The organism is Acinetobacter sp. ME22 (assembly GCF_022012315.1).
In the GTDB taxonomy this organism is placed as follows: Bacteria; Pseudomonadota; Gammaproteobacteria; order Pseudomonadales; family Moraxellaceae; genus Acinetobacter; species Acinetobacter brisouii_A.
This window is the reverse complement of record NZ_JAKLTL010000001.1, coordinates 79,317-91,631: the sequence shown is the minus strand read 5'-3', so window position 1 is coordinate 91,631 and position 12,315 is coordinate 79,317. Positions and strand designations below refer to the sequence as shown.

14 protein-coding genes are annotated in these 12,315 nt (G+C 41.2%); 2 read left to right on the top strand and 12 right to left on the bottom strand.

All coding sequences use genetic code 11. The annotated features are described in order from the left end of the window. The 3 genes from LVY74_RS00505 to LVY74_RS00495 all read right to left on the bottom strand — a co-directional run bounded on the left by LVY74_RS00505 (position 1) and on the right by LVY74_RS00495 (position 3,277). On the bottom strand, positions 1-1,167 hold the full coding sequence (locus LVY74_RS00505; RefSeq protein ID WP_237813352.1) for a gp53-like domain-containing protein: 1,167 nt from the start codon (positions 1,165-1,167) through the stop codon (positions 1-3). A 73-nt stretch (positions 1,168-1,240) separates the two neighbouring features. Beyond that, a complete protein-coding gene (locus LVY74_RS00500) occupies positions 1,241-2,779 on the bottom strand; it encodes a hypothetical protein (protein ID WP_237813351.1) in 1,539 nt (512 codons plus the stop codon). A gap of 90 nt (positions 2,780-2,869) precedes the next feature. Beyond that, positions 2,870-3,277 (bottom strand): DUF2000 domain-containing protein, encoded by a 408-nt coding sequence (locus LVY74_RS00495; protein WP_237813350.1) that lies wholly within the window; start codon positions 3,275-3,277, stop codon positions 2,870-2,872. Between the two features lie 177 nt (positions 3,278-3,454). On the opposite strand from LVY74_RS00495, the gene LVY74_RS00490 reads away from it, so the two are divergent. Next, positions 3,455-4,060, top strand: coding sequence for a LysE family translocator (locus tag LVY74_RS00490; RefSeq protein WP_237813349.1), 606 nt, complete (start codon positions 3,455-3,457; stop codon positions 4,058-4,060). A gap of 31 nt (positions 4,061-4,091) precedes the next feature. On the opposite strand, the gene LVY74_RS00485 is transcribed toward LVY74_RS00490, so the two are convergent. The 4 genes from LVY74_RS00485 to LVY74_RS00470 are packed head-to-tail and all read right to left on the bottom strand — an operon-like array spanning position 4,092 to position 7,326. Further along, on the bottom strand, positions 4,092-4,901 hold the full coding sequence (locus tag LVY74_RS00485; protein WP_237813348.1) for an AraC family transcriptional regulator: 810 nt from the start codon (positions 4,899-4,901) through the stop codon (positions 4,092-4,094). 60 nt (positions 4,902-4,961) lie between these two features. Continuing rightward, a complete protein-coding gene (locus LVY74_RS00480; RefSeq protein ID WP_237813728.1) occupies positions 4,962-5,828 on the bottom strand; it encodes a PhzF family phenazine biosynthesis protein in 867 nt (288 codons plus the stop codon). A gap of 58 nt (positions 5,829-5,886) precedes the next feature. Continuing rightward, positions 5,887-6,681: a 3-methyl-2-oxobutanoate hydroxymethyltransferase gene (gene panB, locus LVY74_RS00475; protein WP_237813347.1), complete on the bottom strand. Its 795-nt coding sequence runs from the start codon at positions 6,679-6,681 to the stop codon at positions 5,887-5,889. A 27-nt stretch (positions 6,682-6,708) separates the two neighbouring features. Next, positions 6,709-7,326, bottom strand: a complete 618-nt coding sequence (locus LVY74_RS00470; RefSeq protein WP_237813346.1) for a LysE family translocator — start codon at positions 7,324-7,326, stop codon at positions 6,709-6,711. Positions 7,327-7,480: 154 nt separating this feature from the next. Between LVY74_RS00470 and LVY74_RS00465 the strand changes: the two genes are divergently transcribed. Next, positions 7,481-7,933 (top strand): Lrp/AsnC family transcriptional regulator, encoded by a 453-nt coding sequence (locus tag LVY74_RS00465; protein ID WP_237813345.1) that lies wholly within the window; start codon positions 7,481-7,483, stop codon positions 7,931-7,933. A gap of 25 nt (positions 7,934-7,958) precedes the next feature. On the opposite strand, the gene LVY74_RS00460 is transcribed toward LVY74_RS00465, so the two are convergent. The 5 genes from LVY74_RS00460 to LVY74_RS00440 all read right to left on the bottom strand — a co-directional run bounded on the left by LVY74_RS00460 (position 7,959) and on the right by LVY74_RS00440 (position 12,315). After that, complete coding sequence (locus LVY74_RS00460; protein ID WP_237813344.1) at positions 7,959-8,465, bottom strand: hypothetical protein; 507 nt, start codon at positions 8,463-8,465, stop codon at positions 7,959-7,961. Continuing rightward, positions 8,462-8,662, bottom strand: coding sequence for a TraR/DksA C4-type zinc finger protein (locus tag LVY74_RS00455; RefSeq protein WP_330847854.1), 201 nt, complete (start codon positions 8,660-8,662; stop codon positions 8,462-8,464). The genes LVY74_RS00460 and LVY74_RS00455 overlap by 4 nt, the downstream gene beginning before the upstream one ends. Next, positions 8,655-9,494, bottom strand: coding sequence for a hypothetical protein (locus LVY74_RS00450; RefSeq protein WP_237813343.1), 840 nt, complete (start codon positions 9,492-9,494; stop codon positions 8,655-8,657). The genes LVY74_RS00455 and LVY74_RS00450 overlap by 8 nt, the downstream gene beginning before the upstream one ends. Positions 9,495-9,497: 3 nt before the next feature. Next, complete coding sequence (locus LVY74_RS00445) at positions 9,498-10,412, bottom strand: hypothetical protein (RefSeq protein WP_237813342.1); 915 nt, start codon at positions 10,410-10,412, stop codon at positions 9,498-9,500. Between the two features lie 82 nt (positions 10,413-10,494). After that, positions 10,495-12,315, bottom strand: a complete 1,821-nt coding sequence (locus tag LVY74_RS00440; protein WP_237813341.1) for a hypothetical protein — start codon at positions 12,313-12,315, stop codon at positions 10,495-10,497.

The window sequence follows — 12,315 nt, the reverse complement described above, 5'->3', positions numbered from 1 at the left end:
TTAATACCCTATTGCTTGCCAAAAAATTCCGTCTGGTTTTACAGATGAGCCATCCCATTGTTGAATTACTTTAATTGTATCTTTACCAAGAAAGTTAATTTGAGCCCAAAAATCGCATCTATAACTAGCAACTGCTGAATGTATAGTAGCAACTACATTGACACATGCAGTCGGAAAAGGTTTATCTAATTGCACGGTATGGACTACAGCATCTGAATTTGATGTAACTGGAATATATCCCCATTGCATAAGAAAACCATTAGGTAAAGCGGTATAACCATTTTGAGCTTTTAAACTTTCCCCAATTTGGATATCTCCAGTCGCTTCAAGTTTTAAATTACCTTCCGTATCTGCCTGAATTGATGCTGAAGATGTCGAATTACCATAAGGATAGAAATCAATTTTCTTGGTACCACTATCGCCATCAGTACCCTTGCCAATATTGAGTTGTTCTGTTGTGACTTGATCTACAGTTAAAGTGTCATTGACGGTAACAGGTTCATTAAATTCAGCCTCTCCATCAAATGTTGCTTTTTCTGTAAAGGTTGCTTTGTCATTAACGGTAAGTGCCCCTGTAATATTGACTTCTTTTAATGTGGTCTTACCCGTAAAACTATTTTTACCTGCAAAGGTGTTATCACCATTGAAAGTATTGTTTCCATTGACGGTATTGCCATCTTGCAAGACAAAATATTGAGGATGTGGATTATCAGCTGCCAAATGCTCATTCAGAAGCTGTGCTGCAGCTGAAGTATTGGTATCAATTGAAATCGTTACAGCATCTGCATCAATATCTGCCAATGCAAGCCCAATGGTGATAATTGTGGTGATTTCATTCACTAGGTTAAATAATGGATCAGATCCAGATACCGCAGCCACCGCAAACAGAATTCCATCCGTGGTGAGTAACCCCACCTCATAGATATCAGCAGTAATGGTTGAATCAATCGCTGCAATCAAATTCAATGTGCCATTTTGAGTACTACCCCCACTTAGACTATATTTTGCTAGTTGCGTCTTTAAAGAGCTGAGCGCAGCGGCATCAGTAGACGCATCATATTGACCGCTTCCCACGGCGATATAGGCCAGCTTGATTGAGATATCCAGATTGCCAGCATCAATCGCGGCAGCTTTACCCGCATCCGTTAAATAAAATTGCACAGACATAAAAAACAGACCCAAATCCAATTAGGTCCATACTACTGAGGCAAATCATTGAGCTTTTTACTGTGTTCCAGAATTACATGCCTTTGGCTTGTTCACGCAACTTGGCAAAGCGACTGGCTTTCTCTGACTGTTCCTGACCTTCAGCACTATCATCAAACTGATCCACCTGTTCATAGGCTTCGGTGTAATGCACATTTTCCAAGAACAGGAATGCAAATGCATCGCCCAAATCGGGTGATTTAATTCCTTCGCGTTTCATTTCTTCTTTGGACTTAATCTTGTAGCGGCTTTGTTCATCAAACACATACGGAATATGGATGATCTGCTCTTTAAATTTGACAGAATGCTTCTTGGTTTTAAGCTTAAAACGTCCCTGATAGATAGCCCGTGCCAAACAAACATAAGCCTGAGCACGTTTATTTACATAGGCTTTGCGGTTTTCATCATTAAAGCAGGCACCACCCCAATAAACAGGTACATAGAAGATCCCGTTGTTTTTAAGTTTCTGACCTAAGCCTTTCCCAGCGCCATTATCATCCACCACAAGCAAAGCATTTGGGTAGTAGTTAATACATTCATTGATGACACCAAACAGTTCATCGATATTGTCTTTGTTCTTACATAGTGGAATATCAACTACTTCAACACGGCGAGCACGTTCACCCCACTGTGCTTCACCCCAGACCTTAGACACGGCAATCACTGAGTCATCACGACCTACACCGCCACCTACGTCTACCGTAATGACATAACCAAACTGATGCTCATCAAAGATGCTTGCCCCGACATAGCATTCTTCAGCCTGACGCATGGTGATTAGGAATTCATCTAGACGATCAGGGAAAAGCCCTAATACACGGATCTGGTATTGAGGATCTTCGCGGGAGCCATATTTTAGCAACTGTTCACGAATTGATTTCTGACTAACCAGCGGTGATTGTTCACCATTAAAGACCAGTGAGATCCAGTCCCCACCAACTCTATGACTGAGCTTATGATGTGTGTCATAGAACATACCTGAGCTTTTGGCAGGCTGAGAGGTCATGACTGCGCGGTTATCTTCGTGGGTCAGTGCACCCAGTACCACATCCATAACAGCATTATCGACGCCACAGGCTTCATCAATCCAGACCATGTAGTTATCGCCGTGCATACCCGCGATATTGGTTGGCTGATGCTTAGGTGCTGTCTTGGCAAAGACGTACCATTTCTCTTTGTAGCCTTTGATATAGACCAGTTCTGATTGATAACCGACATAATCAGCTAACCAGGCATAAGGACCTTGCTTAAGCCGATTGAGATTAATACTGATTTCTTTCCAGACTTGTTTCTTGAGCTGCCCGATCTGCGGTGCAGTAAACAGCATGATACTTTCTTCAAAGAACAGTAGATGCCATAGAGCAACTATGCCTGAAGAAGCGGTTTTACCAGTACCATGTCCAGAAGCAACACTGGTACGAGAACCATCAAAGGCAATCGACTGAAAAAGGAGTTCCTGCTGCCAAGTCGGATTAACGCCTAGTGCTTCAACAGCAAAGGCGTAAATATCGTATCGATACCGTGCACACAGTTCCCACCATTCAGGAATGTCTTTGAGTGGTTTTAAAGCCAAAAAAATACCCTAGCAACTTTTGTTGATAGGGTACAATGTGGAAAATACTCAGATTTTAGTTAGTTCCATTAGAACAACAGGGTAAAAACATCATTTATGCAATGTTAATCCTTTTATTGCTTTATCTACTGCCTTTTTAGGACCTCGTAAGCCCAAACCAACCAAATTTAAATGATTAGCATCTTCCGCAAGAAATACCTGTCGATTTGCATCATCATTTCCAGTAGAAAACATTGCATAAATATAAGGAATAATCGTAAGCTCTTGATCTATTGCTTTTTTATGTACTTTTTGCAAAGAAGGTAAATCACCTTCAAAAACCATCATGGGTTGCCCTAACATCTTGCCATACTGATGACCATTTGAATCAATATAAGGTTTACCCATAACCTCTTGTGCTGATGCGGCTATACCGCTAGCTAAAAAAGCAACTACGTTTAAGCGCTGCCATATTGCTAAATCATTTCGAACGATGAGTGCAATTTTTGTATCAAACATTTCATTCAACTCTGATGACATTATTTAGGAGTTGTTATGATCAAATACAAAGATGCTCGCTGTATTGTACGTTTGTGCATAGAGATATGCTATGTCTGCACAAACGTACAATACAGTTGATTTAAGTGTCTTTAAGCTTTGTTCTTTCAAAAATTATTTGATTGAACAGAGTAAGTCATGGAAATTTTTATTTATACCTTGAGTGTGATGTACAGCCCTGGTCCTGTCAATTTCATGGGCTTAAATTCAGGTCTAACAGGTCAACTCAAGAAAACCATTCCTTTTTTTATTGGTGTTGGCTCAGCCATGCTGCTTTTATTTCTTCTGTTTGGCTATGTGGGTGAAGCGCTGATTCCTCATGAAGATTTGCATTACATCGCTTTGGTTGGTGCGATTTATACATTTTATGTTGCGTTTAAAATGCTAACGGCGCGTTTAGATGGCAATACAGATCAGCCAAGCCATTCATCTCTCACATTTTGGAATGGTTTTTTAATTCAGGCATTAAATCCTAAAGGAATACTGGTGATTTTACCAGTCACAACTGTGATGTACCCTGCCGCACATATCACAGGCAATATGATTGCAATCATTTCACTGCTGATTTCGATTGGCGCTGCTGGCGCACCCTTTATATATGCTGTTACAGGCACCGTGATTGGCAATAAAATTCAAAATCAATCTTGGTTGAATACGCTCAATAAAATCATGGGCATTGCATTAATCATTTCTGGATTATTTATGTTGAAAGGCTTTTTACACGGTCTTCATGTTATTGCATAAGTTTTTCATCGCACTGACGATTGCTGAAGGTTTATCTCTTGCAAGATCTAAACTGGTTAATCTCTTTCCAGCGATTCGGTGTGATTCCGAAAGTTTTGACAAAATGCCGACTCATATGACTTTGATCAAAAAAACCTGCTGTCATTGTCGCATCTATCAAAGACATGCCAGAAATAAGGCATGTCTTGACAATATCTAGCCGACGCATCGTCATATAGCGATGCGGGCTTGTTCCAAACAATAATCTGAAATCTCGAGACAAACTCCAGCGATCCCGATCTACGTTTTTTTCCAAATCATCCAGACTGATATTTTGATCAAGTGAGGCATGGATAAATTCTCTAGCCCTTTCTGCTGCAACATAGTCATATGAATGATTTTTTTGTAGATTTTGCCCTGAAACTTCACATAATACAGTCGCCAAATCGTATAAAGCGTCTTCTTCTTCTAAACTTTCAAATTGATATTCAAGATGTTGCAGTAAGGTATCCGTGGCACGAAACAGCCTTGGATCGTGACTAATTCCGTTGGGAATAAATGGTAAAGGTTTACCTTTAATCATTTTCTGGACAATCGCAGGTTCTATGTAGATCATGCGATACCGAAATCCATCTTGGCTTCCCGATTCACCATCATGTTTTTCATCTGGATGCAACACCATAGTCATACCAGGCTGACTATGCCGAAATTCACCACGATAATGAAAACTTTGTACGCCCGACAATGTTCTACCAATGGCAAAAGTATCATGCGAATGTGGTTTATAAGCATGATTGGAGAAGAACGCTTCTATCCTCTCGATTTTGCTGCTATGCGCAGCATTCTTAATCCAATCATGCATATATGTAAAAATTCAGTCTGACTTGTCTAAAAGAATAACATCGAATAAGTGATGCTGTATTTAAATCTTGACCTGACCGTAAATACATGTCACGGCTTGTCCCTCTACCAGTATTTTGTCATCTTGAATGGTTAAAGTAATATGCCCATCTCGACCAACACAAGATCCTTGAGATGACTGCAATTGCTCGGTTGTAACCTTGTGATGATAACGCATAAAGGCAGCGACACTCCCGTTACCACTACCACATACTGGATCTTCATTCACACCACAAGCAGGGGCAAAAGAACGCACTTCAATATGCGTATCTGACCACTCTCCATAAATACAGATACCAGTTATATTCATCTCAGCACTATATATTGCAAGCTGAGCAAAATCAGGTTTTGTATTCAGGACTGTCTGAGCATCAGTTGTATGAACCACGATCCAACGTGCACCAACATCTATCAATGCCGGAGTCAACTTCAGATCAATTGGGCAACCCAAAAGCTCTTCAAGTTTTTCAATCTGAACTTGTTCAAGAGTTGTGATCTTAGGTTCTGGCAATTCAAAAGCAATTTTGTATTGACCATTCTCATCATTTTTTACTGTCAAATTAATTAAACCTGCCCCACATTCCTGTACAACTTTCCCATTTTTAACAGCAATTTGGCCTTCTTCAAGCAAAGCATATGCGGTACCAATCGTAGGATGGCCAGCAAATGGTAATTCACTGGCAGCAGGGGTGAAAATGCGAACACGATAATCTGCTTCAGGATTCTCTGCAGGTAAAACAAAAGTGGTTTCGGATAAATTGGTCCAGTTTGCAATTTCTTGCATTTGCGCTGTGGTCAGAGAATTGGCATCCATGACAACCGCGACAGGATTTCCTTTAAACGGCTTTGCAGTAAAAACATCCACTTGTTTAAATAAAACCATAATAATTACTCTTTGTTTATATTTGGGTCAATGAGATGGTTAAGTCAATTTTTTTATCTTGGAGCTAATTCTGATATTGCTGTTGCATCGCCGGAAAAGAGCCATCTTTAACTGCACCAATATAAGCTTTTATCGCATTTTCAATACTAGACTGACCTTGCATAAAGTTCTGCACAAATTTTGCAGGTTTATGATTTAAGCCAAGCATATCGTGCAGAACTAGAATCTGTGCATCGGTCTTATCTCCAGCACCAATCCCAATAACAGGAATCTGAACGACCGCAGTAATTTCTTCAGCAACAGCAGAAGGCACACATTCAATCAGTAGCATTGCAGCACCAGATTTTTCTAATTCCTGAGCAGTATTTATTAATTCTTTTGCCTGAATCTCTGTTTTCCCCTGAACTTTAAACCCACCAAAAATATGAACTGATTGCGGTGTTAAGCCAATATGAGCACAAACAGGAATACCATTGTGTAAACATGCCTGAATTGACTCTTTCAACCAAAGCCCACCTTCAAGTTTTACCATATGTGCGCCTGCTTGCATTAAGGCTCCTGCGCTTTGAACTGTTTGTTCTGGAGTTGCATAACTCATAAATGGCAAATCAGAAATAATGAAAGCATGCTGATTACCTTGTTTCACCGCTTTGGTATGGTAAACCATCTGCTCTACAGTGACAGGTAACGTACTATCATGCCCTTGGATGATCATCCCTAAAGTATCACCAACTAACAACGCATCAATACCAGCCTGATTGGTAATTTTCGCAAAGGTTGCATCATAGCAAGTGAGCATCGCTATCTTCTCTTTTCTATGCTTCATGGCATTTAAAGTACTTAAGGTGACTGTATCCATCGAATAGACCTCTGAAATTTAAACGAACTAAAATTGTTCAAAAATTAAAAAAATAGCGATAAGAATCATCAGTAGACCAGAAATACGACTGACGATTTGCGTGGCTTTGGGTCGAGCTTTTAATAACTTCTGTGCACTAAATCCGACAGCGATATAAACAACAAAACAGTTCAAAATATGAATCAAACCCAGCAATAAGATTTGCACGCCAATTAACCAATTTGAGGTGTGATCAATAAACTGTGGCAATAACGCAAGGAAAAACAGGAAGACTTTCGGATTTAGTCCACTAATGCACAGTCCTTTAATAAACCAACTCTGATGAGTATTCATTTCACTAGCATGATCACTACTTTTTAGACCTACCGCAGAATGCAAAAGTAAATTTACCCCTATCCATAGCAAGTAGATTGCACCTAATACAGTCAGAATCATCAATACATGTGGGTATTCTGACAAGATTGCGCCAACACCCGTTGCCACAAGTAAAGTGGCAATAAAATGCCCAGTTAATAAGCCCAATACAGCAGGAAAAATAGATTTTCCACGTATTCCTGCGGATATTGCATATGACCAATCGACACCAGGCGTAATCACAAAAAGTATTGAAACGCTCCAAAATGCCAAAAGAATATTTTCCGCCATTTCACAATCTCTTTTTCATCACAATTTAATCCCCTATTCACAACCACTTTTGATAGAAAGTTAGTTGAGCGGGTTTGAAAGAATAGGCTTGAATGATTAGAATGTGCTTTTAATTATTTCTAATATTTATATCTAAACAGGAATTATTTTCTAAATGGATGCAATTGATAAGAAGATTCTTGCTGAATTACAAAAAGATGGGCGCTTGTCGCTCACTGATCTGTCAGAGAAAGTGGGATTAAGCCTATCTCCTTGCCATAGGCGAGTTAAAACATTAGAAGAATCAGGTGTTATTCAAGGATATAGAGCTGAATTAGATGCCTCTCAGCTCGGTTTAAATTTTTCCGCGATTGTTTTTGTCACAATGAAAGAAGGAGATAAAAAATCAGTTTTAGGTTTTGAAGATGCAATTAGTGAAATTCCTGAAATTATACAAGCCCAACGTCTATTTGGTAATCCAGATTATATGTTGCACGTTGTCACTCGTGATTTAAGCAGTTTTCAAAAACTTTATGATGAACATCTCTCTGCGATAATGGGTGTACAGCGTTTAACATCAACTATAGTCATGAAAAATGTGGTACTGAATCGCCCACTACCACTTTAATTGAATGAAATTATTGCGGCTAACATTAAACACTAAATGGCAACATACTATCGTCAACGGCACTAGGATCTGATTTACTCTGAAAAGCACTGTAGTTGAAAGCAACTTGGCTACTAGCCCAGACTGCCAAAAGAACAGCCACATGCCCGTTATCTAACGAACTACTATCAAATTCCTGCTGTAGACCATTCTTATCGACTTTTCGCACTTGCAGGATATTGCTTGGATTATAGCGATTCAAAGATCGCTCAATCTCAACTAACTTAGATCTCATCCGCATCTGATAAACACTAATCACTGTTTCTAGATCCTGCTTAGCTTCAAAGGAAAGTTGCCAGTTCTGAATCAACTCAGGTGCATCCGTCACAATAATTGTATTCTGCCGATGTTCCTCTGTTACGCCCAAGGTTGAGAATTTCTCAACCTTTTGAATCAATAACTCCCCTGTTTCTTGGAAGCATAGACCAAGCAGTCGTATAGGCTCACTGGCAAAACCGACAACACGACTATCAATGCGGACAAGATCATTCATTTAGCTTTTGTCTCAAAGTAAGATTGGCATTTAATGCAGTATTTCACCCCACCAAGCTTACGGCGCTGCTCAGGAATGATATCGCCACACTCTTCACATTCATGCAGAGACACCCCTGTAAACTGCTGACGATGGCCAATGATGGATGCCAACATCTGCTCATCACGTTCACTTGCAAAATCAGCATCATCACTCATCATCAATTTCCTTTTTTGTTACTGTAATTTCACCTGTGTCTTTATCAGCATTAACTTGTAGGTGGCTGGTATATGTTTCTTTCTGAGTACCGTCGTATTGATCTGCCTGAATCACTACGCCGTCATTGATTTCACCTAAAAGTGGAATACCTGTCACTGGGTCATAACCATAATCCACATAGTCTTGGCCATGAGCACCTAAACCAAGAACGTGCGGAACATAACCCACCAGCGTTACATCCACGGTAAAAATAGAAATATTAGTGGCTTCGCTGGGCACGGGATTTGGGGACAAGGTGTTATCAAACACAATAAATTTGAACTTTTCGGCTATATCGCTACCTAGCTTGAAAGCCACATCAATGCGACGGCGCCAATCATCTGAGAGATAAGTACAAAGTTGAGAGCATACTGAACGTGCATCATGTGGATTGGTGGCATAGAAAGCGACCTGTGCACGCACTGCCTGAGGCACAACACGGATCTTCACCAACGTATCGTTGAGGACACCCTCAACAAAATACGGCACACCCATCAATTGGCTGGCATCAGGTGGCATATCCACAACAGCCGTTGCAGTGAGTAGCACTGGAAAGAAAGATGATGTCCCTACAGTCGAGCCATCATTCATATTCTTACGATAGGCTGCCACCATTCCTTCACTGTCATCCATCAGTTGTGCACGGCAAGATCTGATTGCTTTCACTGTTTCCCGCATCTTCCATTCTGCGATTTGCTGTGTTTCAGGCATCATCCATGCTCGAAAATCCAAAAGCATGTGTACCCAAGCATTCTGAATCGCCTTCAAAGGGTCATGAGGCATTGTGTCCATCACTTAGCCTCCAAATGAAATAAGACGGCGCATGCCTTTCATGAGACCATTACCTTGCTTTTTCGGCTGAGGTTTACCTTGCTTCTCCCAGGCACTGAGAAATTGATCCGCTTCAGCAATAACACTATCAAAAGAACGTGTCTCACCTACCATGCCTGAATAGAGCTCCCGTTGACGCTCCACCTGTAAATCGCGTTTACGCTGTTGCATTGCCATCTGCTGAGATAAGGCATTGATCTGATCTAGTGCCTGCTCATTAATCTGCTCTAGTGCAACCTGAGTGTTAATGCTGTCATAGGTGCTGATGATCTGTTGCTCTAACAAATGAGCAATCATGGCTTTAGAAGGATCTAATAGGGTGATATCCGTTGCACTGTCAAAACACGAAATTTCACCTTCTAATTGCTCTAGAATCGCCAACCCATCAAATAGCTGACCATCACCGATGTTGGTTGCATAATTTGGCTGCACAACATAATCGAAGCCAAAGAAACCGCTCGGTGTAAGTAAATTAGGTGGGGTTTTACGATAATTAACCGCAGTACTGAACCCACCGATTTTGGCGAGATACTGTTCTTGTGCAAATTTACCGACGCGATTATCTAAAAACTCAGCACGATGAGTTACCGTACCATCGGATGTAGCCTTGATTTCAATCGTTCTAAAGGCTGGTGCCAGTTGCACCATCTTGCCATCAATCGGCACAGACTCAGGCGGTACCATGCCATAACGCTGACGGATCTGATGTCCATAATAGCCAACCAATTGCCCCGTTTTGACCATTTCTTGAGTCTGCGGCGAATTGATCAGCTGAATCATCTTTTTAAAATCAACATTGGAGCGATCAACACCCGTATGCTGTCGCCCTCGATCATGCAGGTTGTACTGCAGTAGTTTTGTCTTTTTGCCTTTTGACATAAAAAAGCCCCAGATTAAATACTGAGAGCTATTCTTGCACTACGATTTCAAGCATAACTTGGAGGGTTCCAAATCACCTAAGTCATGCAGAGAAACTCCCTGTACTTGCGTGAACCAAACTACGATTCTCAGCTACAAGATCAGACTGTGCAGACTGATTCATAATCATGATCTTCTTAGGATTTGTGTTCTTTACAGTCGTGATGGCTTGCTCTATCTGGGGTGCTTTAAAACTCGAAGCTGTTTCAACCTTTGATCCCGCTGATTTTGCAGTAGCAACGGCGCTATTTTTGGTCATCGCCGTTGTTTGTGGCTGTTGCTGTTTTGCTTTGGCATCCTGCTGTTTTCGTAACTCAGCGTCTTTGACTGCCTTGTAGTACTTATCGGCTGCCTGTTGAGAATTAAACTGGAAATGTACATGGCCACCTGTTGCCCCTTTGGACGGGTTTGTATATTCATCCAGTACTTTAAAGTCCTGTGCACTGAGTCCCGAAGCTGCCATTTTTGCCTTGATCGATGCAATCACAGACGGCGCCATAGTTCTGCCTTCAGCATTCGATGCTTTCCCCTGTTTACCGCGCAACGTAATATCAAATGCTAAACCTTGGGTATGTTTTGAGTTCGGTTTATGTTGCTTATGCCACTTGTCATTAATTGAGCCAAAATAATAAAGCTGATTACCCAAAGTATTTTGCATACTCTGGGCCATAGAAAGCGTACCTTTATTGGCATTCCCGCCCGCTGTGGTTTCAGCTGACTTAAGCCGTAATCCTGATGCATTGGTCACAGGTACACCAGAATCACCAAGAACTGTACTCCCTCCCTGATCCCCTTCGGTAACACTGTCTGGACCACCTCCACCGCCAAAGAATCCAATAAACTTGCCCCAAGCCTGCTTGACCGCATTCTTACTATTGCTGATGAATTTATCCCAGTGACTTTCCATATGTTTTGGAACATCACCTTTCTTCAGATTCTCAGTATAGTTTTTGACATGTGGCGTCACTGTAGACTTCATTTCATTATCTACAGAGGATTGAGAAATCCCTATATCAGACTGACTTGATGAGTGGCCAGACTTTACTGTACTTGCATGAGCTGCAATTTGAGGCTTAGGCTGTGCTGCTGCTTGTGTGAGTTCTCCTTCACTTCCTTCATCTGCATTGGCTTCACTGGATGCAAGTAACCCCAATACACCGATACCACCCAATACAGAAAACTTCTTCAGCAGCGATTTAAAGAAACCTCCACCTGATGACATCTTGCCTGTAATTCGAGTGAGTACTTTAATCTGCTTACGATTATGTTCACTGGCTTCTTTTTCTAGTGGCTCGTTACGCTTCTTGATTTTGGCAACCGCCGTTAAGGGTTTAAGCGTTGCGACTGCCATATTCTTCACAGGTGTAAAGACGGTCCCTAATTCATGAATAGCATCCACGCTTGGATCTATCCCTCGACTATCACCCGCCATGCCTTTAGCAGTATCAGCAAGATCTCCAACATAGCTGCCAAGTCTAGAAATTGCCTCTGCAGCACCATTAATCTGATTTTGATCATCCTGCCCAGTACTTTTAGACTGAGGATCAGCTTTATCCTGGTAATTGCTACGATCAAAGATTTTAGCTTTGCCAACAAGCTGACGGTGTGGTTGTTTCTTCTTTTGCTGTGCTTTTTTCGCTGTCAGTTCGGATAAGGCTTGATCAAAACTTTTAACATTCTTTGCCTGAAGTATATCAATCTGTAGCTTGGAAGCACGGTACTGCTCAACTTGTTGTCTAATCTGCCCACGTAGAACCTTTAGGATCTCAGTAACATTCTGATCGATCTGATCAACCTTAGGCTGGATTGCTCCAATTAAAAATCCTTGGCTATCGTACTGTAGACCACTGTTTGTCTGTTTCAT